Source organism: Scytonema sp. PRP1, from assembly GCF_036697665.2.
GTDB classification, from domain to species: Bacteria; Cyanobacteriota; Cyanobacteriia; order Cyanobacteriales; family Nostocaceae; genus Kalymmatonema; species Kalymmatonema gypsitolerans.
On the sequence record NZ_JBAHYJ020000113.1, the window covers coordinates 232,694 to 258,369 of the forward strand.

24 protein-coding genes and 1 pseudogene are annotated in these 25,676 nt (G+C 42.3%); 11 read left to right on the forward strand and 14 right to left on the reverse strand.

The features are described from left to right. Positions 1-32 precede the first annotated feature (32 nt). The 4 genes and pseudogenes from V5G28_RS30505 to V5G28_RS30520 form a co-directional block, all read right to left on the reverse strand. Positions 33-1,736, reverse strand: a complete 1,704-nt coding sequence (locus V5G28_RS30505; RefSeq protein WP_332987139.1) for an NAD+ synthase — start codon at positions 1,734-1,736, stop codon at positions 33-35. A gap of 438 nt (positions 1,737-2,174) precedes the next feature. Further along, entirely contained in the window at positions 2,175-2,921 is a 747-nt protein-coding gene (locus V5G28_RS30510; protein ID WP_332987140.1) for an NUDIX hydrolase, read from the reverse strand. Positions 2,922-3,011: 90 nt separating this feature from the next. Then, positions 3,012-3,595, reverse strand: a pseudogene (locus V5G28_RS30515) (nicotinate-nucleotide adenylyltransferase). An 84-nt stretch (positions 3,596-3,679) separates the two neighbouring features. After that, the gene (locus V5G28_RS30520; RefSeq protein ID WP_332987141.1) at positions 3,680-5,140 is read right to left on the reverse strand and encodes a nicotinate phosphoribosyltransferase; all 1,461 of its coding nucleotides are present in this window, start codon (positions 5,138-5,140) and stop codon (positions 3,680-3,682) included. 412 nt (positions 5,141-5,552) lie between these two features. Here V5G28_RS30520 and V5G28_RS30525 point away from each other — a divergent pair, with 412 nt between their 5' ends. Continuing rightward, a complete protein-coding gene (locus V5G28_RS30525; protein WP_332987142.1) occupies positions 5,553-5,705 on the forward strand; it encodes a hypothetical protein in 153 nt (50 codons plus the stop codon). 127 nt (positions 5,706-5,832) lie between these two features. On the opposite strand, the gene V5G28_RS30530 is transcribed toward V5G28_RS30525, so the two are convergent. Then, positions 5,833-6,447, reverse strand: coding sequence for a hypothetical protein (locus tag V5G28_RS30530; protein ID WP_332987143.1), 615 nt, complete (start codon positions 6,445-6,447; stop codon positions 5,833-5,835). 351 nt (positions 6,448-6,798) lie between these two features. Between V5G28_RS30530 and V5G28_RS30535 the strand changes: the two genes are divergently transcribed. Together V5G28_RS30535 and V5G28_RS30540 are read left to right on the forward strand one after the other, a co-directional pair. Continuing rightward, positions 6,799-6,939 carry a hypothetical protein gene (locus tag V5G28_RS30535; protein WP_332987144.1) on the forward strand — a complete coding sequence of 47 codons (141 nt, stop codon included), beginning with the start codon at positions 6,799-6,801 and terminating at the stop codon, positions 6,937-6,939. 422 nt (positions 6,940-7,361) lie between these two features. Beyond that, the gene (locus V5G28_RS30540) at positions 7,362-7,601 is read left to right on the forward strand and encodes a hypothetical protein (protein ID WP_143172865.1); all 240 of its coding nucleotides are present in this window, start codon (positions 7,362-7,364) and stop codon (positions 7,599-7,601) included. Positions 7,602-7,806: 205 nt separating this feature from the next. Here the strand turns inward: V5G28_RS30540 and V5G28_RS30545 are convergent, their stop codons facing one another. Further along, complete coding sequence (locus V5G28_RS30545; protein ID WP_332987145.1) at positions 7,807-8,223, reverse strand: hypothetical protein; 417 nt, start codon at positions 8,221-8,223, stop codon at positions 7,807-7,809. A gap of 122 nt (positions 8,224-8,345) precedes the next feature. Then, positions 8,346-9,044, reverse strand: coding sequence for a diacylglycerol/polyprenol kinase family protein (locus V5G28_RS30550; RefSeq protein ID WP_332987146.1), 699 nt, complete (start codon positions 9,042-9,044; stop codon positions 8,346-8,348). A 62-nt stretch (positions 9,045-9,106) separates the two neighbouring features. Between V5G28_RS30550 and yidD the strand changes: the two genes are divergently transcribed. Then, on the forward strand, positions 9,107-9,367 hold the full coding sequence (gene yidD, locus V5G28_RS30555) for a membrane protein insertion efficiency factor YidD (RefSeq protein WP_332987147.1): 261 nt from the start codon (positions 9,107-9,109) through the stop codon (positions 9,365-9,367). Further along, positions 9,364-10,071: a M15 family metallopeptidase gene (locus V5G28_RS30560; RefSeq protein WP_332987148.1), complete on the forward strand. Its 708-nt coding sequence runs from the start codon at positions 9,364-9,366 to the stop codon at positions 10,069-10,071. The genes yidD and V5G28_RS30560 overlap by 4 nt, the downstream gene beginning before the upstream one ends. Positions 10,072-10,497: 426 nt before the next feature. Here the strand turns inward: V5G28_RS30560 and V5G28_RS30565 are convergent, their stop codons facing one another. The 3 genes from V5G28_RS30565 to V5G28_RS30575 all read right to left on the reverse strand — a co-directional run bounded on the left by V5G28_RS30565 (position 10,498) and on the right by V5G28_RS30575 (position 13,819). Beyond that, the gene (locus V5G28_RS30565; protein ID WP_332987149.1) at positions 10,498-10,971 is read right to left on the reverse strand and encodes a TspO/MBR family protein; all 474 of its coding nucleotides are present in this window, start codon (positions 10,969-10,971) and stop codon (positions 10,498-10,500) included. 198 nt (positions 10,972-11,169) lie between these two features. Further along, positions 11,170-11,643, reverse strand: a complete 474-nt coding sequence (locus V5G28_RS30570; protein WP_332987150.1) for a TspO/MBR family protein — start codon at positions 11,641-11,643, stop codon at positions 11,170-11,172. Positions 11,644-11,866: 223 nt separating this feature from the next. Then, the gene (locus tag V5G28_RS30575) at positions 11,867-13,819 is read right to left on the reverse strand and encodes a S9 family peptidase (RefSeq protein WP_332987151.1); all 1,953 of its coding nucleotides are present in this window, start codon (positions 13,817-13,819) and stop codon (positions 11,867-11,869) included. An 832-nt stretch (positions 13,820-14,651) separates the two neighbouring features. On the opposite strand from V5G28_RS30575, the gene V5G28_RS30580 reads away from it, so the two are divergent. The 3 genes from V5G28_RS30580 (at position 14,652) to V5G28_RS30590 (ending at position 17,052) form a co-directional block, all read left to right on the forward strand. Beyond that, complete coding sequence (locus V5G28_RS30580; RefSeq protein ID WP_041041270.1) at positions 14,652-14,858, forward strand: hypothetical protein; 207 nt, start codon at positions 14,652-14,654, stop codon at positions 14,856-14,858. 142 nt (positions 14,859-15,000) lie between these two features. Further along, positions 15,001-16,026 carry a phosphoribosylformylglycinamidine cyclo-ligase gene (gene purM, locus V5G28_RS30585; RefSeq protein ID WP_332987152.1) on the forward strand — a complete coding sequence of 342 codons (1,026 nt, stop codon included), beginning with the start codon at positions 15,001-15,003 and terminating at the stop codon, positions 16,024-16,026. A gap of 339 nt (positions 16,027-16,365) precedes the next feature. Continuing rightward, positions 16,366-17,052: a PHP domain-containing protein gene (locus V5G28_RS30590; RefSeq protein ID WP_332987153.1), complete on the forward strand. Its 687-nt coding sequence runs from the start codon at positions 16,366-16,368 to the stop codon at positions 17,050-17,052. 118 nt (positions 17,053-17,170) lie between these two features. Here V5G28_RS30590 and V5G28_RS30595 read toward each other — a convergent pair whose 3' ends face one another. Both V5G28_RS30595 and V5G28_RS30600 read right to left on the reverse strand, forming a co-directional pair. After that, on the reverse strand, positions 17,171-17,812 hold the full coding sequence (locus V5G28_RS30595) for a Uma2 family endonuclease (RefSeq protein WP_332987154.1): 642 nt from the start codon (positions 17,810-17,812) through the stop codon (positions 17,171-17,173). Positions 17,813-17,840: 28 nt separating this feature from the next. Then, positions 17,841-18,092, reverse strand: a complete 252-nt coding sequence (locus tag V5G28_RS30600) for a LysR substrate-binding domain-containing protein (protein WP_332987262.1) — start codon at positions 18,090-18,092, stop codon at positions 17,841-17,843. A 91-nt stretch (positions 18,093-18,183) separates the two neighbouring features. On the opposite strand from V5G28_RS30600, the gene V5G28_RS30605 reads away from it, so the two are divergent. After that, positions 18,184-19,653 (forward strand): ketol-acid reductoisomerase, encoded by a 1,470-nt coding sequence (locus V5G28_RS30605; RefSeq protein WP_332987155.1) that lies wholly within the window; start codon positions 18,184-18,186, stop codon positions 19,651-19,653. A gap of 185 nt (positions 19,654-19,838) precedes the next feature. On the opposite strand, the gene V5G28_RS30610 is transcribed toward V5G28_RS30605, so the two are convergent. Further along, on the reverse strand, positions 19,839-20,702 hold the full coding sequence (locus V5G28_RS30610) for a DUF5895 domain-containing protein (RefSeq protein ID WP_332987156.1): 864 nt from the start codon (positions 20,700-20,702) through the stop codon (positions 19,839-19,841). Positions 20,703-20,946: 244 nt separating this feature from the next. Here V5G28_RS30610 and V5G28_RS30615 point away from each other — a divergent pair, with 244 nt between their 5' ends. Beyond that, on the forward strand, positions 20,947-21,114 hold the full coding sequence (locus V5G28_RS30615) for a hypothetical protein (protein WP_332987157.1): 168 nt from the start codon (positions 20,947-20,949) through the stop codon (positions 21,112-21,114). Positions 21,115-21,216: 102 nt separating this feature from the next. On the opposite strand, the gene V5G28_RS30620 is transcribed toward V5G28_RS30615, so the two are convergent. Beyond that, positions 21,217-22,341, reverse strand: coding sequence for an alpha-hydroxy acid oxidase (locus V5G28_RS30620; protein WP_332987158.1), 1,125 nt, complete (start codon positions 22,339-22,341; stop codon positions 21,217-21,219). Positions 22,342-23,655: 1,314 nt separating this feature from the next. On the opposite strand from V5G28_RS30620, the gene V5G28_RS30625 reads away from it, so the two are divergent. After that, positions 23,656-25,650 (forward strand): AMP-dependent synthetase/ligase, encoded by a 1,995-nt coding sequence (locus V5G28_RS30625; protein WP_332987159.1) that lies wholly within the window; start codon positions 23,656-23,658, stop codon positions 25,648-25,650. Positions 25,651-25,676 lie beyond the last annotated feature (26 nt).

Sequence of the window (25,676 nt, forward strand, 5' to 3'; positions counted from 1 at the left end):
TCAACAAAGGCATTGTAAATCCAGCAGGGGAGCTATTGCCGTAGAGAGAAAACTCGATTGTAACTATTTTTGATAGCAGCCCATTTACTAGCAATAGGCATTCGCCAACCAGTCCCAAAAGCGCGATCTGTAATTTTCAATCCCGGGGGTGCTTGTCGCCGTTTAAATTCCGAACGCGCCACCATCTTAATCACTTTGTCTACAGTTGCTGGATCGTGACCTGCTGCGATAATTTCTGCTGTAGACTCATGGTTGTGAATCAAGCGTTGCAAGATATCGTCCAAAATATCGTAAGGCGGTAGCGAATCTTGGTCAACTTGACCAGGTTTAAGTTCGGCGCTGGGTGGTTTGCTAAGGACGTTTTGCGGGATGATTTCACCATTGCGATTTAACCATTGGCAAATCGAGTAAACACGCGTTTTAGGCACATCAGCAATCACTGCTAACCCTCCATTCATATCACCGTAAAGGGTGCAGTAACCAACTGCCATTTCTGACTTATTGCCAGTCGATAGGAGGAGATGACCGAATTTATTGGAAATTGCCATCAATAAATTACCCCTAATTCGGGATTGAAGATTTTCCTCTGCTAGTCCAAACTCTGTTCCAGCAAATAACTCAGCTAGCGTCTTGTCATATCCTTGCATTAACTCCCCTATTGGGATGGTGTGGGTTTTAATCCCAAGATTTTCTGCTAATGCTAAAGCATCACTAATAGAATGGTCAGAACTGTAGGGCGAAGGCATGAGAACACCGAGGACATTTTCTTGACCCAGTGCAGCGCTAGCGATCGCCGCCACCAATGAAGAATCTACTCCGCCACTTAACCCCAGCAGCACCTTAGAAAAGCCACACTTGCGGACATAATCTCCCAATCCTAAAACCAAAGCCTGCCAAATTTCTTCCTCGTCAGAGCTATATTCTGGTGATATGGAACCTAACTGTAAATCTCGTTGTACCTCATCAAATTCCACAACGACCAAATCTTGTTCAAAACCATAGGCACGACACACTATTTCACCCTGACGATTCAAGGCAAAACTTCTGCCATCAAAAATTAAATCATCATTTCCCCCGACTTGATTGGCATAGATAATCGGTTGCCTAAAACGCACTGCACTATGCTTAAGCATTGCTTCTCGAAACTTGTGCTTGCCAACACTGTAAGGAGAGGCAGACAAATTCACAATAAAATCTACACCCAAAATTGCTAAGTCAGCAATTGGATTCGTGATATAACTTCTCTTGCCCCAAAAATCTTCATCATTCCATAAATCTTCGCAAATCGTGACACCAATAGGAACATCATCTAATGTGAAATAATTCGCTTCTGAACCAGCTTCAAAATAGCGATGTTCATCAAACACGTCATAAGTTGGCAAAAGGCGCTTGTGAAAAAGTTGCTGCACCCTACCTTTTTCTAATAAAGCAATGGTATTAAATAAACTTTTCCCGCCATGAGCGTGCGCTGTTAAATTCTCTTCAACGGTTCCTACCAATACAGCTAATTCTGGTGGCAAATCTCTTGCTAATTGTTGCAAGGCAATAGACATTGCCTGTAAAAAGCTCGGATTCAGCAACAAATCACGCGGTGGATAGCCACATAAGGAAAGTTCTGGCGTTAGCAACAAACGTGCACCTTCTGAGACTGCTTTTTGTGCCGCCTCCAGAATTTGTTTGGCATTTCCAGGCAAATCACCAATTGTAGGATTAATTTGAGCGATCGCAATCTTCATTTTTGTTTTGAATTTTGGATTAGAGGTTATACTTCTGGCAAAATTTTGAAATTTTTATGTAAAACCACAGAGGAACACAGATAATCAAGATAATTATTTTGATAATTGTGCTTTATATCAAATAAAAATTTATTTTTCGACTTTCATACCAATTCTCTATAAACTTCCATTTAATAAATCTTCCTCTATTCCTTGGCGTTCTTGGCGTTCTTGGCGGTAGCCTGCGGCACGCCGCTGCGCGTCTACGTTTTCTAATATTATCTGCATTTTCATGGATAATTGCTATTAATAGATAATAGATAAATCAACATAGAACATTGCATATAAATAATTAAGTCTTGTTTTGCCAATGTTTCATATTGCATCAATCCCTTGACGAATTTCTTCGACATTAGAACAATCATCTGGTTTTTTCATAATCTTTTTGCATATTTACAATTAAATAAAAACTAAAGGTTTATCTTTCAATGGAGCAAAAGCTTCGGCATCAAAGCGATATAAACTTGCTGGGCGACCAGCACCACGCGACACTTTTCTTCCTGTATCGCATAAAAAACCTAACTTGAGGAGACGCGCTCGAAAATTAGAGTAATCGGAAAAATTTTCCCCTAAAACTGTTGTGTATAACTGGTATAAATCATTTAAAGTAAACATTTCTGGCAAAACTTCAAACGCCACTGGGCTATACTCCAACTTATTTCGCAAACGCCTGTGTCCATATGCCAAAATTTTGTTATGGTCAAAAGCTAATTGCGGCACTTGCTTTACTGGGTACCAAGCTATGCCAGTAACTCCATCAGTAATCAATTCTGCTTCCTCAAACCGTACAAGGGCAAAGTAACTGACTGATAGATAACGCACACCATAACTACCGGTTACTTCTCGTGGATCTCGTTCAGGACCTCCAAAAGTATACAGCTGTTCCAAATAAAGGTTTTTTACCCTAATTTTTTCAGCCATAATGCGATAAGCAGCATCTTCTAAAGACTCACCTTGACACACCAAAGTACCAGGAAGACTCCAATGATTTAAAAATGGCTCCTGCTGCCTCATGACTAATAAAACTAGCAGTCGATTTTGTGCAGTATCTACAGAGAAAATTACGTTATCAACACCAACTTTGAAATCTGCTAAAGGTGGTTGTTTTAACTGGTGTGCAATCTTTCTTTGGTGGCGTCCTAGCATGGAAACTAATTGTTCAAAGCCTTGCTTTTCCTTTAAGCTAGAGGGAATTTAGGGGTGGCGGAATTCTATGGTAGCGGAGGCGCTCATAGTTCAACAAGTCAAATTTTCGGACAAACATTTGTACAAATGCTCTTTATGAATATAGTCAACGACAAGAGGTGTTAGGGCTTCCTTGTCGCCATTTTCACGATAAGCTGTCGAGGACACATCTGGACCAATAAAATTGGCAACTGTGACTTCCCCCCAAGATTTTGCACAAAGAGCAAGCTAGATTCATCTACTGCATATCCCGGACGCTGTACGACTAAAAGTTGTACTTGCTGCAATAAATCTTCAATACGATACCAATGAGGCAGCTGAGCTAGCAAATCTGAACCTATCACTAATGTAAACTCTGCCTCTCCCCAACGCTCTTTTGCTTTCTCCAACGTTTCCAGCGTTCTCAAGCTACTTAATTCCTGTTCTAAACCAATATTGTGCTTTGACGAATTTATGTCCGTAATTAACAAGTGCAACATCGCCACGCGATGTTCCAAAGGTGTTTGATGTGACTTAAATGGATTATTCGCCGCCCAAACTGCCACATAATCAAAATGCTCTGAGAGCCAGCGGATAATCGCTTGATGTCCAGCTGTTGGTGGATCGGCACTCGTACCAAACAAAGCAACTTTCATAGTCATTAGTTAATAGTCATTAGTCATTAGTCATTAGTCATTAGTTAGGGATTTTCACCTAATGCCCTTCCATCCCCTCTGTACCTACGCGGTATTGTTCTTCGTCTTTTGAGTCAACTCTTCTAACTGGGTGGAAATATCCACTTGCACAGACACAGGATTATCCAAACGGCGCGTCTTATCCGGCAAACTAGCAACCGAAGTAGCAGTTCTTTGTCGAATTTCCGCCAACGTCTCTACGGGTTGCACTCGTTTGCCTTCCTTAAGAAACAGCTGCAACAAAGGCACTTCCGAAGATTGAAGAAATTTTAGATTTTTATCTGTTGTTTTTTCTGTTTCTTCTGTTTTCTCTGTTTGCTGTTGTGCAGCCAAACCCAAAGAGTCTGCTTTTACTTTCCCTCTCTCAAACAAGCGAAAAACCTGCTTGCGTCCTGGGTAAGTTCCTTTACCACTCGAGCGTTTCATCACGGGGATGCCATCAATTTCTACCAGTTTGTAGACTCCATTGATAGGGGAACCTGTCACTAATCGCGTTCCCAGCCCATAACCATCAATCTGAGCACCAGCAGCAACCAGTCGGGCGATTTCCCACTCGTCCAGATCGCCAGTTGCAAAAATTGATACATTTGGAAGAAGCGATCGCACTTGTTTTGACAATGAAACCAAATCACCAGAGTCCAACCGAACCCCTGATAATTTCATTTCTCCTGAATTGACCATCGCCGCCAACCGCTGAGCAGCAGCAATGGTATCGTAAGTATCAATTAACAAAGGCGCACCAGGAAAATACCGATGAAACACTGTGAACGCTTGGTCTTCGCTACCTTCCATTGCTGATAGTGCCATTACAAAAGCGTGAGCCATCGTACCACTAGGTTTTTCTCCCAGTTGTAGCGCAGCTAACACGTTTGATGTCGCATCCAAACCAGCAGCCAACGCTGCACGCGCCGCCCACAAAGACGCTTGAGGGCTAAAGGCACGTCTTGTCCCAAATTCCAGCAGTGTTGCTTGAGACGCTACATCGCGTAATCTTGCTGCGCGTGTGGCAATCAAACTCTGGTAATTTAAGGTATTTAAAAGGTAAGTTTCTACCAGTTGCGCTTGCCAAAGCGGTGCTTCCACTCGCAACAGAGGTTCATTTGCAAACACCGCTGTTCCCTCGGGTACAGCCCAAACATCCCCAGTAAAACGTCCCTCAGCCAGCAGTGACCAAAACTTCTCGGAGGCATTAGCAAAAATTCCCGTCGCCTGCAAAGCCTCTATTCCAGAAGAACTAAAGCGGAATTTTTCCAAATATTCCAACGCTTGCGCCAGCCCCATAGCAATCAAATAGCCAAAATTGTCTGGCAAACGTCTGACAAACAACTCAAAGCTTGCTCGTCGTTGTTCTAAACCTTCACCTGTATAACAAGCTGTCATTGTCAACTGGTAAAGATCTGTCAGCAGGCTGTAATCAACAGCAGAAAGTGTCAATTCTGGATTCTCTATGTTCTGCTGTTGCTGGTTGTTTGTATATCCATAGTTCAAGTTTGGGAAACTTGTCATGGCATAGGGCCCTTAGAAGAATACTTCCTTGCTTTATGGTAAATTTTACCATAAAGTAATGTTAATTTGAAACAGGCTCAGATTTCCGACCTTTTAAAGAAGCCGGGAATCTTGTTGTTCAGGAATAATTTAGTAGGATTGTTATATAGCATAGGGTTCTGTCAAATGTGAAAGTATGCCAAATGGAGGATGAATAGTCACATCCACATTGATTTACACTTCAAACCCTTATCCTTGAACCTTGATTTGGCTGTTTTCTTAGCTAAAGTATTGCAACTATCTATCAATGAATATTGCAGAGAATGTAGATATATTGCCTATTCGTGCCAACAGAGAATGTCAGGCACTAGAGTAGATATGTCAGGAGATATATCGCAATGAAAGCGATTACAAAAAACGGGGGTCTTATATTATGGCTTTCTCCAGGATGCTTGCCACGGTAACACAATATATTTCTGAAGCTTTCATACGTATTTTTGGACCTAATGACGATGCATATCCTAATATCGGTGTACAACCGTTTACAGGAGAGCCTTATAACGAAAGAGCAGCCGACACTTGGTAAATGATTTTATAAAAAGAGCTAATAAAAATTAAAATAGGTGGAGAGGAAAATCCGACATCCACCTATTTTTTTATTTATTAATTATTATTAATTATTAGTTATTCTCCTTTGTTGTTGCCTCTCCTGGTTAACAGTGATCCCACTCGAATTCAGCAAGTAGTAGTAAGCAGATGACCATTAAACCGCCGGTCGTCAGAAATTGCCAACTACCGCTATAAGGCAAGATGAAAATTCCCAGTACATGAACTACGCCTGTAAATAGTAAGGTACGCGATCGCACTGCTAATCCAGTACACAAGTAGCCTAAAGCACATAGACCCAACCACAAAGGACAGAGATTCAATAATATTTCTCCCCATCCTAGAAAAATACCCAAATCAGTTAAGACGACGCCCAATAACATCAGCAGTACCCAGCAATACAGTATCCAGATAACCTGTCTTCGCTTCACCCAATAGGTACTCCAATAGACCATTGCTGCAGTACCAATAAAAGAGAGGATAGACCACAAAGCCGCCTGCAAGTCCCAACCTATAGGTAAAAACTGGGCAGTTGCAAACATTGGTATGATAAGCAAACCCCAAATTATGAAAGCTTGGTCTATGCGGGTATAAAAATTTGAATAAAGCTTAATGTTGCCGATTTGCCAGTTAACTAGCCAAAGTCCTTCTTCTAACTCGTGAATATTTAGCGGTGCTTGTTTGCGACGCAGAGGTGGCACAGAATTATTAAAAAAATTCATTTTATTCATTGCTAAATTTTAGGAAAATTTGACTTTTTCGGGCTTATGATAGCCATATTTCTTTTTTATATATATTTATTTAGTAACTTCTAATCTGAATCTCTCTCTAGCTATGACTTTAGCTATGTTATATTCTGTCCTGCGTTAGAAATTTGTTAGATTTTTTACATACAGCAGATTGCAGATAAATGAGGTACAGTCTTAGTAGTGCATGAATGGCTAAAATGAAAGGTTACTCCAACGAAACAGCGAGAAAAAATAGTAAAGACCTACGAACAGGGAGACACCTCAGTCAGGAAGGTGGCCTCGAGATTTGGTGTAGCTAAAAGTTTTGTACAAAAACTGCTCTCCATGAAGAAAACTCAAGGTCATTTAAAACCGAGACAACAGGGTGGAGTCATGAAGGGGGAGTTGGATCGATGTGAAACTCAACTTGCTGCAATGGTTGAACAATATCCAGACGCAACATTATTAGAATGTTGTAATGGATAATGTTCCGGCACATAAAGTGAAGGAAATAGAGCCTTGAATTCAATTCTGAAACCCCCGGATTCATCCGTGGGGTATTCTGATTCCTGAATTCTGACTTCTGAGTTCTTTTCATTGCGCCTTTTCACTTACACATCTTGTTATAGTTATGTCAAAAATGCAAGGACAGTTAAGACAGTTAGGACAGTTAAGAAATACTTAATATTTTTTTTAGCTTTCGAGAATTAAATTTTAAGGAAGTGATATTTATAGGAAAACCTCCAGTAATAGCAACTACTGGAGGCGTATGCTGAACCAATATTTGTTCTATTCAGTATTAGACAGGTAAAACAAATATTAAAAAACTTAACACAACTGAAAAAGAGAGGAAAGGACAGTTAAGACAGTTAAGACAGTTAAGGAATATTTAATAAAAATTTTTGATTTTGTCATACAAGCTTGAAACATACATCGCTCAACTATCATTTTCTAAACCAAACCGCGATCGCCCCTGTGTCTTCTTCTCCATCATCTACACCGCACCTACCACCGCAATCAGTCCACACCGTAGTCCACACCGCCAGTCCGTCAAGGAAAATCTCCCAATAAGTCAATCAAACGGCGATTGCCCTCGCGGTACGGCACGGCTGCGCCAATATGTAAATAATTTTAAAACAGTGGAGTAGCGCTCACTAAGAACTCTCTTCACCCTGCTTGAAGTGGTAATGCTTTTATATAGACTTTTCTTCAGCACAATCAGCCTTTTCGTTTCACTGCGTAAATCCTATTTCAGCCAAATCACACTACACATTCCCTACTTTTGCTAGGGAACGAGAAATGAGGAGCGTGAAACAATGTTTTGGAAATTCATAGTTAGTGCTTTACTGTTGCCTAGTTGCCTTGGCTTTGAGATTGCCGCAGCATCATTACAAAAAGGAGTTCAGACGCAGCCAGAAGCGGAGGAATTGAAAGCGCAAGTTGCTCAGATTGGTGACGATCCGTCAATTCAAACAGATTGGGAGGCTGATACTGAACAACTAAAACACCATAAACACCACCACTATCATAAGCCCCGTCGCCGATATTCCCGTCCTCATAGACCTTGCCCACAAAGCTACAGACAGCATTACCGTCGCGGATCTTACCATCCACAGTATATTCATTACCGCAGAGGGCATGGCAATCACCACAGATATTACCGTCACGGGCAAAACCACCCCGACTACATTTATGACCGCCATCTGTATCGCAACCCGTACAGATATCACCGTCACGGGCGCTATTACCATTAAAACAGTGAACAGTCAACAGTGACCAATGAACAGTGAACAGTGACCAGTGAGAAGATTGACTTGGGACATCTTGATACTGCGGGTACTTGATAACTGATAACTGATTTTTGATAACTGATAACTGATAACTGGTAACTGTTAATACAAGAACTGGCTTAAAACAAAAGCTAGGGCGGCACTGCCTAAAGGAACTGTCAAATTATCAATACCAACAAAGGAAAAAACTTCTAGGCAAGTAGCGACTAAGGCAACCGTCAAAGATATCAGCCAAGTTTGCCAAAGGTTCCCTTGTACACTGACTAAAATCAAACTCGTGATCAGAAAACTCACAACTGTCATTGTCAGGGAACCTTCCCAACTTTTTTGTCTGTCAAAGATCGTGTATTTGTGTTGCCCAAATCTTTGCCCAATTAAAGCTGCAAATCCATCTCCCCATGTCATAACCAAAACTCCTAGCACGGCATACTGGGGTTGTTGCGTCCAGAAACAGGCAATTAACACACCAATACTAACGGCATAGAAAAATGTCCCAAAACTTTTGCGTCCGACGCTATTAATACCAGGGAGAATCGGAAATCGGTAGGACAATAAGGTAACAGTACTCGCTACAATCGAAGCCGTAATGCCCACACTTGCGGGGATATCTAGCCACCAAGCGAGCAGAATCACATTGCCAGTGCCTATGTGGACTATCTTCCGCAGAATTTCTGGATCTTTATTGGCAAAGCGATTTACCAGCCCTGCGACGAAAAGCATGAGCAGCACCCAAATTGCAACGGCAGCACTTTGCAGCCACAAAGGGGAAATCGACTCTAAATCAAAAAATGAAGTTAGCAAAGATGCAACAAAATGGAAAAATATAATCTTTATTACCACTGTATTAGATTTCGGGGACAGCAATGAAATTATTATTGATTTTGCTGATTCGCTTCTACCGAATGTTTATCTCGCCGCTGTTTCTTCCCACCTGTCGCTTTCAACCAACTTGTTCAATGTACGCCATCCAAGCAATTGAGCGATTTGGAGTCTGGCGCGGTAGTTGGTTGGCAATTCGGCGCATTCTGCGATGTCATCCGTTTCATCCGGGCGGTTCCGATCCCGTACCAGAAGCGTTAGGAACAGCAACAAAACAGTCGTCTTGCTGTGAACATCACGAATGAGACCTTATCATAAAGTACCAATCATTGAGTGTGGTGAACCATTGGTAAAGATTCCTTTGGAACTGTTCGCAGTGGAATCTCCGCATCCTTATGAAAAACTGGGTGCGCCTTATGGCGATCGCTCTCCATATTTTCTTCGCCAAAGCGTTGTTGACAATTTGATAGCAGCCCAAAATGAGCTGCAACTGCTGCTTCCTAACTGGCGTATCCAAATCTTTGATGCTTATCGCCCTGTCGCTGTACAAGAGTTTATGGTTAATTACGCTTTTGGCGAAGCCTTGCAAATGGCGGGACTCACCGAGGCTGAGTTATCACCAGAAAATAGCCAAGTCATATGGGAGGAGGTTTATAAAATTTGGGCTGAACCGAGTCTGGATGAAAAAACTCCGCCTCCCCACAGTACCGGCGCTGCTGTTGATGTGACACTGGTAGATGATACGGGAGAAATTGTGAATATGGGTTCGCCTATAGATGAAATGTCACCAGCGTCGCATCCAGACTACTTTGCCAATTCTTCCACCGCACAGGCACAACGGTATCATACCAATCGCCAGCTATTGTGCGATGTTATGCAAAAAGCAGGATTTCAGCGCAATCCGAGAGAATGGTGGCACTTTTCCCTAGGGGATCAGATGTGGGCTTGGCTGAAGAATCAAGCCAATCCCAGCAATCCAGTTATTGCACGATATGGACGCGTTGTGTAGTTTGACATCTCCTCGACTATCGCGGTACGAGGATTCTTGGGCTGAACTTGCCTTCTTCTGGTTTCCCTTCTACAAGCTCTTACGGTTCATGCTTATCCGAAACACGGTTTTTTACGCCTTGCTCCACTTACGGATAACTCCCCAAGCGTTTACCCATTTCCGGGTACATTTCCGTGTGCCCCACGGTACGCGGATTACTCCAAAACCTTTTAATTTTCGACAATCGTTTGAATGTCTTAGCTGTTTATCGAGTTTTCGCTGCTCGTCGCCCCTAAAATTCCTAACTAAAAGTGTGTCTGAACAGTTTCACGATGTTAGAGGAGTTTCACCCCGGCTTTTTAACTATCGCGCAAAACTTTCTTGTTTGTCAATGCAAAGCCGTCAAACGAAGGACGGGGCTTTAAACCCAGCTTTTCGGTAACGCACCTAAGCATCTTGAGGGTTGAGCTGGATTAACTCTTCTGTAGTGTAAGTTCCCACTGGACTCCAAACCAAATATGGAACGAGTAACAGCGCCGCTAGTTTAGAAATCGGTAAAACAGAGAGTGTGAGCAACACACCCAAGATCACACCAACTGATCCAAGAACTTCCCCGACTCTGAGACTCCGCCACCTTAGCATTGCTGGGATGTAGGCGATGGTGATAATTTCTAACAACAGGTATAAACCCATTACCACCCAGGTTATCAAGCTTCCTGGATTTTTTTGCCAGACAAAATTGGCAGAAGCAGCACCGCAAATAAAAATTACAGTCCAGATGATCGGGATAAGTGGCTCAAAAACCAACCACCGGGGGCGACTTAACCGTGCAAACCATTTGACATCACGAGGCGTGATGAAAAAACTACCGATCATAATTGCAAAAGTGACAGCCCCAATTACTATCCAAGATGGAACCATATTAATTATACCTTTTTAGTTATTTTGTCAAGGTCTTCAAGGCAATTTTGGCAATTTAGGGCATGAGTTTAATCAACCGCAGGGATGAAAATTTCAACCAGTTATCAGTTATCAGTTACCAGTTATCAGTTACCAGTTATCAGTTATCAGTTATCACTTAATTCACTGTTTAGTGTTGACTGTCCACTATTCAGTGTTTTAGGCATCTTGAGGATTGAGTCGTTTCATTGTCCAAGTGGTGTATGTACCTATTGGACTCCAAAGCAAGTAAGGAACGAGGAGCAGTGCCGCCCAACCAGAAACAGGTAAAACTACAAGTGTTAATATAATGCTTATAACGAAACCCGTGCCGCCGATAATCGTACCCGCCTTAAGACTGCGAAGCCTCAACATCACAGGGTTGAAGGCAATGGTAACAATTTCCAGAAGCAGGTATAATCCCATACGCAACCAGGTTGCGGTGGTTCCTGGGTCTTTTTCCCAAACAATATAAGCTGACCAAGCGCCGCAAATAAATACAATAGTCCAAATAACTGGAATCGCTGCTTCAAAAGTTAACCATCTGGGTCTTTGTAGACGCTTGAACCACTTGACATCGCCAGGAGTAATGAAGTTAGCAGCCAAAGCGACTAAGAAAGCCACTCCCCCAATCACCATCCAAGATTTAATCATGCCCGGTCATCCTTTACATGGCTCTTTTATCACGCCATATAGTGCGATTCTGTCAGGTTGGAGGCTGATTACTCATCATACCTGAGTGGGAACTGGTTAGTGGGTAGTGGAATTTAGGTAGTGGGTAACAACAACCAACAACCAATAAATGTACAGACGCGCCATGACGCTACAAACAAATGTAGAGACGCGCTGTTTGAAGCGTCTCTACAACTAACAATTCCTACTTAACCACCCCAGAATGCCCAGGTATATTACCTATTGGTTCTACGCGTCCCCCCAGGTATTTGGCAAGAAACTCTTCGGCTTTCGCAAAGAAGTGTAACCTGTTTTGCGGACGCGCAAAACCGTGTCCTTCATCTGTGTAGAGGATGTACTCTACAGGCTTATTTGCTTTTCGCATCGCTGTAACGATTTGTTCACTTTCCGCCTGCTTCACTCGTGGATCGTTTGCACCTTGTCCAATCAGCAACGGTACTTTGATGCGATCGACAAAAAATAACGGAGAACGAGACTTGAGGAAATCTGGCTCTTTTTCTAGATTACCCACACGATTGTAGAATTCCGCCCGCCCTGACTCCCAATAAGGAGGAATACTTTTTAACAGCGTGAGCAAGTTGCTAGGACCAACAATATCTACACCAGCAGCAAACACATCAGGAGTGAATGTCAATCCTACCAAAGTCGCATAACCGCCGTAGGAACCACCCATGATCGCAACTTTTTTCCGATCAGCGATACCCTGTTGGACAATCCAGTTAACGCCATCAATCAAGTCATTGTGCATTTTACCCCCCCATTCACGATTTCCGGCATTCAAGAACTTTTTGCCGTATCCGGTAGAACCTCGGTAGTTGACTTGTAGAACTGCGTAACCACGGTTTGCTAGCCACTGCGCCTGTGAGTCGTAACCCCAAGTATCCCGCACCCAAGGTCCGCCATGCACGAGTAAGACTGTGGGTAAATTCTTTGCTGGAATTCCTACAGGTGTTGTCAGGTAGCCGTGGATAGTCAACCCGTCCCGAGATTTGTAAGAAATCGGTTTCATTTGGGCGAGTTGTAGTCCTTCCAATTTCGGTTGATTGCTGAAGAGGAGTTTGCTTTGCTTGGAGGTACGGTCATAGGTGTAGTAGTAGGTAGGACCGTTGTCATTATTGTAAGAGACTAGCCAAGTTTTATCAGCAAGGTCGCGGTCAACTACGGAAAATTCCCCTCGCCGGACTTTGGATATTGTCTGAAAATCTGGGGCAATACTTTTATCGAGTACTTGCCACTCTAATTTATCTTTGTAAAAGGCAACAGCCTGAATTTGGCGTTTCGTTGGATGAATAAACATCCCTCCCTGATCATACTGTGGGTCTTGGGCAATCACGCTTTCTTTACCCGTTGCTAAGTTAAGCGCCAAAACTCGTGTCGCATTAGCATTATGACTACCCGTGATATAAAGCGTTTTGCCATCAGCGGAAAAGCCAACAGTACCGCCTTGATCATCAGGTCCCCATTTGCGAACTATCTTCCAGGGTTGATTTGTTGTTTCCCTAACGGATAAGGTAGAACCACCATCAGGAGTCGTGGCTACAGATGCACGGATTTTTAACTGTGGATCTGCAACTGACTCAGTCACGTTGACAGAGTTTTCTAATTCCAGCTTTGCTGTTCCCGTTTTCAGGTCGATACGGTAAGCATCGTGCTTGCGGGGGTCTTTGATATTCATCCCCACCAACATTTCATTAGGAAAATTGGGATCTAGGGCGATCATTTGGGCTTTCACGCCCTTGTATGGTGTCAGGTCGCGCACCTGATTGGACTTTACATTAACAGCATAAAAATGATAGTTTTCATCACCATCTGTATCTTGCAAGTATATTAATTGCTCACCGTTATAAGTCCAAAAGTAACTACGGATACCCCGCTTTTGATCAGCAGTCAGCACGCGATCGTCGTTCTTACCTACAGTGCGTATCCATACCTGTAAAACATTATTTTTATCAGGTGCAATGTATGTCAAGTATTTTCCATCGGGAGAGAGTTGCGGATTCGTTCTTTCTGGATTTCCAAATAGAATCTGTCGGGGAATGAGTGGCGGTAAAGCAGCTAAGGATTGACTGATGTTGGTGAGGAGAGTTGCAGCAACTGCTAAGGGTACAGCTGCTATAGAGAAATATTTTTTGTTCATAAACTGAATACACTGGAAAACCTGCAAAGCCGAATGCTTGCAAAGACAGTCACAAGTGTGACGTTGCATATTTGCAGGATGAATTTTGTGTTTTTGTGGGATGAACCGGACAGCCCTTCCCTTGAATTTTTTGGGTAGGTAGGATGCCTACCCCACAAGAATCATCCCTGAATTCAACAACGCCCACAAGTATAAAAGACTCGTTCACGAGGTTCTAATACTCACTCACGAGTATAAAAGACTCGCTCACCAGGTTCTAACACTCGCTCACGAGTATAAAAGACTCGCTCACCAGGTTCTAACACTCGCTCATAAATATAAAAGTACTAGTACGTTACGGCGGAAATAAAGCTACCCTTCGGGTATCTCCTACGGAGACCCTACGCGAACACCAGTCGCTGTGAGTTCGGGAAACCCTCCTGCAGCGCTGGTTCACCATTCCAAATCAACGAAAAGCTTACATCATAAGCTTTTTGACTTTTGACCCCTTCGGGGTTCGCCAGTCGCCTGCGGAGGGAAACCCTCCTGCAGCGCTGGCTCACTTTTGACTTCCGCGCAGCGGTGCTAGGTTTCTTCCGAAAAATTGGTAGATGCTACGGTATATTCTGTAATACAGAATTATCTAGTGTTCCATAAGTGCCCATTTGTGGTTCCTATTTCCTGATGTATTGCACTCAACCCCTGAAGGACTATATAAGTGACAGTAACAACCAGATGCAGCCGACTCGCCATCACAATGTCGATGATCATATCATGACCACAGCGGGCAGCTTAACTAGGTGGAATGACTTTTAGCAAAGCCCATCGAAAATTTACAAATTCAACATGGCATATGGATAGTACAAATCTAGCGCAATACATCGAAGCAACTGGCAGTATTGCCAAACCTTGGCTATTAGTGCAACTGCGACTGAAAAAACTTCAAGAGTGTCGAGCCACACTTTCAGAAAATGAGTACGCTCAACAGTTAGAAGACATTCATCAAGACTTGATGAATTTGGGGGAATGGTGGCGGGGTATCGAAGATGAGGTATTTTAAGAGTTACCAGTTATCAGTTATCAGTTTCATCCGCGCATGTTTAAATCCCCCACCAAAGCGAGCCGTCACTGCGGCTGGTACTGTTCACTGTTTTAAGCTTATGATTATTGACTAACTTGAATTGATAGCGGTGTTTTAACTGATGGATTATAAAGATGCTGGAGTTGATGTTGAGGCTGGTCGAGAGTTTGTCAATAAAATTCGTAATTTAGTTCACAGCACCTTTAGACCGGAAGTTGTTGGTGGATTGGGTGGCTTTAGTGGCGGCTTTCAACTACCAAGTGGTTACAAGGAACCTGTTTTGGTTTCTGGGACTGATGGTGTGGGAACAAAGCTGAAAATCGCTCATGCTCTCAATCGTCACGACACCGTTGGCATTGATTTGGTAGCGATGTGTGTCAACGATGTGTTGACATCTGGCGCAGAACCGCTGTTTTTTTTGGATTATCTGGCGACAGGTAAACTAGACCAAGAGCAGCTCGCTGGAGTGGTTGCAGGTATAGCCTCTGGGTGTCAGCAGGCGGGTTGCGCTTTACTAGGAGGAGAAACGGCAGAAATGCCGGGTTTTTACCAGGTTGGTGAGTATGATTTGGCTGGGTTTTGTGTGGGAATTGTGGAAAAAAGCCAGATGCTCGATGGTTCCCAGGTACAAGTGGGAGATGTGGCGATCGCACTGGCTAGCAGTGGTGTACACAGCAATGGCTTTAGTTTAGTCAGGAAAATTGTCAGCGAAAAAGAATTTTCCTGGAGCGATCGCCTAGAAATATTTAATTCACAAACATTAGGAGAAACTTTCCTCACACCCACGCGTATTTACGTCAAACCCGTACTTGCTGCGCGTCAAGCGGGTTTAGAAATTCACGGTATGGCTCATATCACGGGTGGAGGATTGCCAGAAAATTTACCTCGTTGTTTAGGTAAAGGACAAGCGATTAAGATTGAGGGCGATTGGTCTATCCCACCTCTATTCCAGTGGTTGGCGGAAGTTGGCTCGGTGAGTCCGCAAGCTATGTATAACACTTTCAATATGGGGATTGGTTTTGTGTTGCTAGTACCTCCCCATCAAGTACAGCAAGTAATAACCTACTTTGATTCACAAAACGTAACAGCCTTTACAATTGGTGAGGTTATTGCTGGCTCAGGTGAATTAATTGGATTGCCAACATAAGTGATAAGATTTATACACTATATAATTAATTTTTTTTTGTGTTTTAAAGTGCTTATTTGCACTATTTTTAATATTTACTAAATATTTTTCACGGTAGCAAAATGTGGGTTTAACCGACATGAATTGCAACATTTCTTACTTTTGCTTATAAAACTAATCGAAAATACGCATGATCGTTAGCCTTTGAATTTGCTAACGTAGTCTTAACATATTGAAAAATTTTGCCAATGATGCCCAGAAAATAGGTACCAACACTCGTTTGCGGTGCTGGTGCATTCTGGGCTGTCGATGTCGTGCTTTTTCGTGTAAAAAATCACCTAATACAGAAAAGAGGGGGTTATGACTGTCAATATTGTTGAGGTATTTACCTCTAGTGAACAATTAAAGCAAGTATTCCAAAGCATTGATGCAAAAAGTTGCCCGACGTGTTTCAACTTTCATATGCACACTGTCCACTCAGATGGCAGGTTGCACCCCTTTGCATTGATGGAGCAAGCTGTCACCATTGGTCTAAAAGGGCTTGCGATTACCGACCATCATAGTATAAGTGGCTACCAAACAGCTTTAGACTGGTTGGAAAATTGGAAGTGGAACAACCCAGGCGCAAACGCTCCTCACCTCTGGAGTGGCGTAGAAATTAATGCCAATCTTTTAAATATTGAGGTTCATATTTTGGGTTATTCTTTCGAGCCAGAACACCCCAGCATGAAACCATACATCCAAAGAAAAATTACTACAGGTGAAGAATATCAAGCAGCTAATGTAATTGCTGCTATTCAGAAAGCAGGGGGACTGGCGGTATTAGCTCACCCAGCTCGTTATAGGCGATCGCATTTTGACTTGATTCCTGCTGCTGCACAAGTGGGTATCAATGGCGTTGAAACTTTTTACGCCTACAACAACCCCAACCCTTGGAAACCTAGTGCCGTAGAATCGATGCAGGTGCAACAATTGGCTAGTGAATACGGTCTTTTGAACACCTGCGGTACCGATACTCACGGTTTAAACCTGCTTCAGCGGTTGTAAACATGGAGTTTAGTCTTTTAGCAATACTCCTGGTTCAACAAACCAGGGGCTAAAAACAGATGATGATATTGGATTTGAGATGATCGATTGTAAAAGTTAGAGTTAGAATTCTGCTAAATTATTGCTGAAATTGGGATAGTAACCAAGCACCCACCCTTCCGTGATTCATTTCACGAGTACAGCGGAAAGCTTCTTCCAGAAGAGAAATTGCTAACCCAGGTAGAACTTGAGACTGAGAAATTTTCCGACTCCCACCATTTTCTACAGCAAAAGCAATAACTTGAACACTTTGTACATCCATAATCCAGTATTCACCTACTCCTAATTCGTCATACAGAAGGCGCTTGTCACCTTTATCATCTGCAACAGAAGTATTTGCAACTTCAATAACCAAATCAGGGGCTGGATAGATATCCAGTTGGATTATCGAAGTACCCCAAGGAATGACTTCCGCATTTTTACCAATGTAGAACGACTCATCAGGTTGCGCATCGTTATAGCCTGTTTTCCGGTAGGTGCAGTTATCATTGCCGTTCAAATCAATACCTTTAATGCTGGCAAACAGATGTACGGCATAGATAACAATCGAGTGGTCTCGTGAATGGTCATTACCTACTGGTGCCATCTCAATCCTCATTTTGCCATTGTAGTAGTAGCTCTTGGCTTTTTCATAAGCTGGATTTTCAATCAGCTGAAGATATTCATTCCAACTAGCTGCTACCCATGCATCAGTTGGTAATTTTGTTTGTAAGTTACTCATAAATCACCATATTGAGTTAAGGCTCTTGTTATATTGTGTCTTGAGCAGCATCTTCACAGGAATTTTGACTTACAACCTTTTTCATAACCTCAAGGAACGTCTGCAAAACTGGTAATGGCTCATCTTGTCGCCAGGCTGCGACTAGCTCCACCTCTGCGTTTAATGTATTTAAAGTAATGTAGACAACCCCTGTCCTGTGAATATTCCGAATGGATGCAGGAGCGAGAGAAACACCCAAACCAGCAGAGACAAGACCGAGATTAGAACTACAGATGCACAGAAATTAACCGAGAGAAATCATCTGTGTCCATCTGTATGCATCTGTGGCAAAAATCCCTGCCAAAACTTTCATAAATGAAGAGAATTAAACTATGAATTTGGAATTTAGCACGAAGACTTTTGAAAAAGAGAAGATTGTCTTAGCAGGTAGCGAAGAATATATCGTTCGAGGAGGACGCCATCTTTTTCCGCTTTTACCTAAAGCTTTTGAAGGAATTCAGCAAATCGGAGTGATTGGTTGGTCGTCTCAAGGTCCTGCTCAAGCACAGAATTTAAGAGATTCTCTGGCAGGTACTAATATTAAAGTCAAAGTAGGTCTTCGGAAAAATTCATCTTCTATTCCATTGGCAGAAAAAGCTGGGTTTACTAGAGAGAACGGTACATTAGGAGAAATGTATGAAGTGATTTCCGAGTCGGAACTATCAATCATTCTTATTTCCGATGCTGCACAGGCAGAAAATTACCAGCAAATTTTTGAGGCTACACGTTCAGGAGCAACATTTGGATTATCTCATGGATTTTTGCTAGGACATTTGAAAAACATTGGTGAATCTTTCCCTGAAAATATTAATGTAATTGCTGTTTGTCCCAAAGGTATGGGACCTTCTGTTAGGCGACTTTATGAACAAGGAAAACAAATTAACGGAGCAGGTATTAACTCCAGCTTTGCAATTCATCAGGATATTAATGGAAAAGCAACAGATTATGCACTGGGATGGGCAGTTGCAATTGGTTCTCCGACAATTTTCCAAACAACTCTTGAATCAGAATATAAATCTGACATATTTGGAGAAAGAGGAATCCTTCTGGGAGCAGTTCACGGCATTGTAGAAAGTTTATATCGTTGGTTTATTCATCATGGATATTCTCAGGAAGCAGCTTATGTAAATTCTGTAGAATCTCTCACAGGAATAATCACCAGGATAATTTCTAAGAACGGAATCTTGTCTGTTTATGAATCTCTAAATCATGCAGACAAAGAAACCTTTAAGAAAGCTTACTGTGCTGCTTATCATCCGGCTTTTGAAATTTTAATCGAAATTTATGATGAAGTTGCTTCTGGAAACGAAATTCGCAGCGTTATTCAAGCAAATCATCGTCATCAACGTTTTCCTATAGGAAAAATTGACGGCACAGAAATGTGGCAAGTTGGCATTAATGTTCGTGCCAATAGACAATCCGAAAAACTTGCCATTGATCCTGTTGCTGCTGGAGTTTATATCGCTACCATGATGGCTCAAGTAGACTTACTCAAGGAAAAGGGACATCTTTATTCTGAAATTGTGAATGAATCGATCATTGAAGCTGTGGATTCTCTAAACCCTTATATGCATCAAAAAGGAGTTGCTTTTATGGTTGATAATTGCTCTATCACAGCACGGCTTGGAGCTAGAAAATGGGCACCACGATTTGATTATGTATTATGTCAACAGGCTTTCACTGCATTGAATGATGAGAAACAAGTAGATGAAAGACTATTTGACAACTTTTTGAGGAATGACATTCATCAAGCTTTCTCAGTTTGCGCCCAGTTACGACCTTCTGTTGATATTTTTGCATAGAATATAGCAATCTTAAATCATTGGTGAACAACAAGATTCCCGACTTCTTAAAGAAGTCGGGAATCTTTGAATTTTGAATTACTTAAAACAGTGAACAGTGACCAGTGAGGCCTGCTATGGTGGGGGATTTAAACCCTGCGGATGAAACTGATAACTGATAACTGGTAACTGATAACTGGTAACTGTTAATATGGTGGATAATCATCTTCATCAGGGTAAACGTAGGAACTAGAAACCCCCGCCATCTCCATCCGAGGTGTTTCTACTTTCATCGTTTCCTTACCAAAGTCCTTATGCTCTTCAAAAGTCTTACAGATAATTTCAGACTCTTGCGAGTCGGAACTAATCAGGTACTGTGTTAAGGTGGCGACTGTGGGATGTTTATAATCCACTGTTGAAGCTACTAAAACTATATTCGGTTCAATTCCTCTTTCTTCACAATTAATAATCGGGGAAAAAATCCCGTGGGCGTGGAATAACGCACCTTTTGGCGTGAGAGGCTGCTTGCGGTATCCAGCATAAGCCTTTTCTAGTTCGGCAAGGAAACCACCAGTGACTCTACCTTGTTGGTATTCACAGTAAGCTTTACTGAAACTTGCTCCGGCGGCTCCATTTACAGTAAGCTGTAGCGGTGATTCATGTAAGAAATTTTTATCTTCTCCTACTAAATAAATTAAATAGCGAGTAAATGTTTTAAATTTAAGTTTGTCTGCTAAAAAAGCATCGTAATTGTCTTTGAGTGTACCCAATTTTACTCCAGTTTCCCGGTCTTTGACAGATAACGGTCCCCGACGCAGTACGACTAACCGTGGAGTGGTGGTCATATACACCGTTTCGACTCCGGAGCTAAATTCATGCTCCATTTGCTGCCAATTGTCGTCGGGCTGAAAGCCTACAGCGTTAGCGTTATCGAGCTTAATTGCCAAACCGTGAGGCTGTAACCCATTTGTGCCATAGCGAGGATTTATCATCTGACACCAAGGGAGTACTTGAGAAGCTGGTGCGTTGTACTTCTCGTCCTCAAAGTCGAATTTTGCAGATGGTTTCATCGTCTTAGGCGTTGTCAATGTTTTGCAGATCAAGTTTACACGGTTTAGCAATGCTTGGGACTTCGATGCACTTAGTGGCTTTAGACACAATTGGTCTAAAAGTGAGAATAGTCTATCACTTATTCAAGAACTCACGCACAATCTAAATATCTACAACACCGTTGGTTGCCCCTCTATTTTATAGAAGGGGCTTCTTTTTTGGGCAAGAAGGCGATCGCCAAATCACTACTTTCCGAAAATTATAATGAAAGAAACATCAAAATCAAATACGCTCCCTTCGACCAATTTCGTCAAGTTTCAAAAAAATTGGTTGTTTCAAGACCGAGAGAAAGGAACTGCCCACCTCTCGCAATGTTTGGGATGCGATCGCCAAATTCTCGTTAATCTAACCTTGCTGAATTTTTTTGATTAAAACTACTATTTTTTCATGTTCCCCAGTCTGCCCTTGATTAAAAAAGAGTCCAATTGAGTAAAATTACACTAAAATTTTTATTCCAGTAACCCAGCGCATTTATTATGCACAGTGGTGGTTTTCGCGAAACAACAAACTAGAGTCAATCTTTTCCACACTCGCACAACCACTCAGCGCCATAGCCACATCTAGCTCATCTCGAAGAATTTCGATCACATGAGCCACACCAGCTTCTCCAGCTACGGCTAATCCCCACAACACAGGACGTCCCACAAGCACTGCTTTTGCTCCCAATGCTAAAGCTTTAAGAATATCAGTACCTCTACGAATGCCGCCATCTAACAATACTTCAGCGCGTCCATCCACAGCTTCTACCACTTCAGCTAAAGCGTCAAGAGATGCAACTGCTCCATCTAATTGACGACCGCCATGATTAGATACAATCATTGCCTTGGCTCCACACTCCACGGCACGAGCGGCATCATCTCCGCGTAAAATTCCTTTCAGCACCAAGGGGAGCGGACATAAAGACTGAAACCATTCCAAATCATCCCACGTTACCGCAGAGTTGAGTTGCTCGGCAACATAAGTAAACAATCCAGATTCCCCTTCTTCGTGAGGAATGTTCAACCCCGAGAGAGTTGTCAGATTAGCCAGTTGCATACCTACTGGCAAAGCAAACTCATTACGCTTATCTCGTTCGCGCCGTCCCAAAACAGGAGCGTCTACAGTGATACAAAGTGCTTTATACCTCGCAGCATAAGCCCTTTCTACCAAAGCACGAGTTAATCCCCTGTCTTTGTGGATGTAAAGCTGGAACCATTGCGGAGTATGAAGATTTGTGTCGTGACAGACTGCCGCCACTTCCTCTATACTTTTGGTAGAAAGCGTACTCAACACCATGCCAACACCAGCGGATGCTGCTGCTCTTGCCGTGGCAACTTCTCCTTGTGGATTGGCAAGACATTGAAATGCCATTGGAGCAATAAACAGAGGCATTTGCAGCGATTGACCTAAAACTTTGGTTGCTAGGTTGCGATCGCTGACATCTACTAACACTCGCGGACGGAGTTTAAATCTTTCAAAAGCAACCCGGTTATCCCGCAATGTCACTTCATCCCAAGCACCGCTAGCATAGTAGTCCAAAGCCATTTGAGACAGGCGCTTAGTAGCTAGCTGTTCGTATTCAAATAAGTTCAGCGGTTTAAACGATTTTAGTTTTTCCATCGCCGTGCCAATCTCAAAGATGCACAAGTCTCTGTTGAACTGTAGACCGATTTTTTTGCAATTAAAAACCCAGTTTCTCACAAAAACTGGGTTGATCTGAATCAGATTAAAAAATAATTACAGATAGACACAAATGCACACAAAACCGTTTGTGTGCATTTGCAGTTGCTTATTTCTTATTTAATAGGGAAAACTTGGCACCTTAGATTTTGCATTGTTTGAGGACTCCGTAACCTGTACTGCTTCAGTGCGTTGATTTTTGAAAGTTAAAATGACAGACAGTAATTTGGGAAACGCAACGCAAGCGACAACGTTTATCAACGTTAGGAGTAGACCTTCCATCAAACCCATAGATAATTCCCCTCTTCATAAAGGTGCTTTTTATATTTTATTATTTTTACAGAAAATTCATTAAAACGGGTGAAAAGAAAAATTGGATTTTCTTGTTTGGTATATAAGTTACTATTAATATAAAATTTTCTTACTATAACCATAGAGTTTTATGAGTACTTTATAAATAGCCCAACCAGTTATTAATTATCAAGAGACTTATTCCAAAAGTATGATAAATAAATGTTTAGAAGTTCAGATTTGGCACCCAACAAGAGCCAGAGGCTCTAATATCTCCTTACCAGGTTCAACCTGGTAACGAGGGTTTGGAGGCTTCGCCGACTCACTGTTGCAATTGCAAGATATCAGTAAGCGCAAATGCACGCAGATAAATTATCTGTGTGCATCTGTGTCCATCTGTGGTTTCACAAAAATGTCTTTTGCAAGAGGTTAACTAAACACTGAAGCCTATTAGCCAGGGGAACACCTATCACAAAAACTAGGATAAAATTTACAAAATGAACTTTTTGTCAAGGTGTAAGTTGTACAATATGGAAAACTGGTAATTTCAGTTTTGTTATTCTGTTTTGTCTGTATTGTTGAACTTGGCGATAACTGATTACATCTATTTTTCACAGCCAAAATGAAAGATAGAAGCTTGGGAAACACAAGACAGCCAGCAACATTGATCAGCGTTAAGAGTAGAATATCCATCAAACGCATAGGTCATCTCTTTCTTTTACAAATTAGGTGCTCAGTGCTTCAAGTCAAAAGTACAATTCCTGCAACGACTTGGAAGCAAACTTTTACATTGCTTCTATCTTAGATAAATTAACTATAGCATAAACTTTTATCAATATATAGTTTCATGAACTTTTGAAAATTGCTATAGACAGAAGCAAATGTGTCATTGAAGATCACCTATCTCATCCACATATCGGAATATGCTGGACATATAACAAATATGTATTTAGGAGATGTGTGATGTCGAAAACATATGATATTTCCGCCATATTATCTAATCTTACTGAGCGAGAACGCCAGGAATTACAGCGTTTAACAGATTACTCTAATCTGAAGTCGGTGCCAGAAATTTGGGCGTTGGTAGCAAAGCGATGTGGTGATACTGTCGCCCTCCGCGATCCTCATGCTAAACCAGAAGTTGTGATTACATATACGCAACTCTTTCAAAAAATTCAACAATTTGCTGCTGGATTGCAAGGTTTGGGGGTGAAAGCAGGAGAACGCGTCTCCCTGATTTCTGATAACAGTCCCCGGTGGTTGATTGCAGATCAAGGTATTATGACTGCTGGGGCAGTTGATGCAGTGCGTAGTTCCCAGGCAGAACGGGAAGAACTTATATTTATCTTGGCAAATAGTGGTAGCAGGGCGCTTGTCGTGGAAGATTTGAAAACTTTCAACAAGCTTAGACCACGTCTTGAAGATTTACCAATTCAATTGGTGATTTTGCTTTGCGATGAAGCACCCCCAACAGACGAAACTCTGAAAATAGTTAATTTCACTCAGTTGATGGAAATAGGGGCAAACCATACTCTAGAACCAGTAGAGCAAAAGCCTGACACTCTGGCAACCCTAATGTATACTTCTGGGACGACGGGCAAACCCAAAGGCGCGATGCTTTCTCACAGCAATTTGATGCATCAAATTTTAGCGCTTGGGGCAGTTGTGCAACCGCAAGTGGGAGACATGGCTCTCAGTATCCTCCCTACGTGGCATGTTTACGAACGCAGTTGCGAGTATTTCTTACTTTCTCAAGGTTGTACGCAAATTTACACTAACTTGCGCTCTATCAAACGGGATTTAAAAGAATTTCAACCCCAATATGTGGTATGTGTACCGCGCTTATTGGAATCAATTTATGAAGGAGTGCAAAAGCAGTTCCGCGAACAACCTGAAAATAAGCAACGTTTGATAAACTACTTTCTGGGCATTAGCGAAAAGTATATCAAAGCGCAGCGAATTGCCCAAGGATTGAGTTTAACAAATCTCAACCCCTCAACGTTTGAGCGATTGGCAGCTCGTATGCAAGCAACTGCTTTGTTCCCACTGCATGCTTTGGGAGAACAAATAGTTTATGGCAAGGTACAGGAAGCAACAGGGGGGAGAATCAAGCAAATGTTTAGCGGTGGTGGTGCGCTTCCCAAGCACATAGATGACTTTTTTGAAATTATTGGTGTGGAGATTTTGCAGGGCTATGGCTTGACGGAAACTTCTCCTGTGACTCATGGGCGTCGTTATTGGCGCAATTTACGTGGTGCAGTTGGGCAACCAATACCGGGTACAGAAACGAAAATAGTAGATCCTGAGACTCGTAAACCTTTACCCACCGGGGAGCGAGGTTTGGTGCTGCTGCGGGGACCACAAATTATGCAAGGCTATTACCAAAACCCCGAAGCAACAGCGAAAGCAATTGACGCGGATGGTTGGTTTGATAGCGGGGATTTGGGTTGGGTGACACCGCAAAATGATTTGGTACTAACCGGACGGGCAAAAGATACGATTGTATTAACCAATGGGGAAAATATCGAGCCGCAGCCAATTGAAGATGCGTGTTTGCGATCGCCCTACATAGATCAGATAATGCTTGTTGGACAAGACCAACGCAGTATTGGTGCATTGATTGTCCCCAATTTGGAAGCCCTGGAAAAATGGGCCGAAACTCAGAATCTGCATCTACGTCTACCAGATGAAGCCGCCAGAGAACAAAATAAGGAGGAATCAGCACACAAAACGCAAGTCAGCGTGGAGAGTAAAATAATTCAGGATTTATTTCGGCAAGAATTGAATCGGGAAGTGCAAAATCGTCCAGGCTATCGACCGGATGACCGCATTGGTCCGTTCAAGCTGATTCTGGAGCCGTTTTCCATCGAAAATGGCATGATGACACAAACTTTGAAAATTAGGCGACACGTGGTGATGGAGCGCTATCGCGATATTATTAACGGCATATTTGCCTAATTATTTCACCTGCAAACTATAGAGTG

Bases quoted from the DNA above. Each gene is read 5' to 3' on its own strand.
- purM (WP_332987152.1), top strand. From the start codon at position 15,001: ATGGATTATAAAGATGCTGGAGTTGATGTTGAGGCTGGTCGAGAGTTT.
- V5G28_RS30615 (WP_332987157.1), top strand. From the start codon at position 20,947: ATGAAAGAAACATCAAAATCAAATACGCTCCCTTCGACCAATTTCGTC.
- V5G28_RS30565 (WP_332987149.1), bottom strand. From the start codon at position 10,971: ATGGTTCCATCTTGGATAGTAATTGGGGCTGTCACTTTTGCAATTATG.
- V5G28_RS30595 (WP_332987154.1), bottom strand. From the start codon at position 17,812: ATGAGTAACTTACAAACAAAATTACCAACTGATGCATGGGTAGCAGCT.
- V5G28_RS30535 (WP_332987144.1), top strand. From the start codon at position 6,799: ATGAAGAAAACTCAAGGTCATTTAAAACCGAGACAACAGGGTGGAGTC.
- V5G28_RS30610 (WP_332987156.1), bottom strand. From the start codon at position 20,702: ATGAAACCATCTGCAAAATTCGACTTTGAGGACGAGAAGTACAACGCA.
- V5G28_RS30570 (WP_332987150.1), bottom strand. From the start codon at position 11,643: ATGATTAAATCTTGGATGGTGATTGGGGGAGTGGCTTTCTTAGTCGCT.
- V5G28_RS30505 (WP_332987139.1), bottom strand. From the start codon at position 1,736: ATGAAGATTGCGATCGCTCAAATTAATCCTACAATTGGTGATTTGCCT.
- V5G28_RS30575 (WP_332987151.1), bottom strand. From the start codon at position 13,819: ATGAACAAAAAATATTTCTCTATAGCAGCTGTACCCTTAGCAGTTGCT.
- V5G28_RS30530 (WP_332987143.1), bottom strand. From the start codon at position 6,447: ATGAATTTTTTTAATAATTCTGTGCCACCTCTGCGTCGCAAACAAGCA.
- V5G28_RS30560 (WP_332987148.1), top strand. From the start codon at position 9,364: ATGAGACCTTATCATAAAGTACCAATCATTGAGTGTGGTGAACCATTG.
- V5G28_RS30580 (WP_041041270.1), top strand. From the start codon at position 14,652: ATGGATAGTACAAATCTAGCGCAATACATCGAAGCAACTGGCAGTATT.
- yidD (WP_332987147.1), top strand. From the start codon at position 9,107: ATGAAATTATTATTGATTTTGCTGATTCGCTTCTACCGAATGTTTATC.
- V5G28_RS30590 (WP_332987153.1), top strand. From the start codon at position 16,366: ATGACTGTCAATATTGTTGAGGTATTTACCTCTAGTGAACAATTAAAG.
- V5G28_RS30620 (WP_332987158.1), bottom strand. From the start codon at position 22,341: ATGGAAAAACTAAAATCGTTTAAACCGCTGAACTTATTTGAATACGAA.
- V5G28_RS30525 (WP_332987142.1), top strand. From the start codon at position 5,553: ATGGCTTTCTCCAGGATGCTTGCCACGGTAACACAATATATTTCTGAA.
- V5G28_RS30520 (WP_332987141.1), bottom strand. From the start codon at position 5,140: ATGACAAGTTTCCCAAACTTGAACTATGGATATACAAACAACCAGCAA.
- V5G28_RS30605 (WP_332987155.1), top strand. From the start codon at position 18,184: ATGAATTTGGAATTTAGCACGAAGACTTTTGAAAAAGAGAAGATTGTC.
- V5G28_RS30625 (WP_332987159.1), top strand. From the start codon at position 23,656: ATGTCGAAAACATATGATATTTCCGCCATATTATCTAATCTTACTGAG.
- V5G28_RS30510 (WP_332987140.1), bottom strand. From the start codon at position 2,921: ATGCTAGGACGCCACCAAAGAAAGATTGCACACCAGTTAAAACAACCA.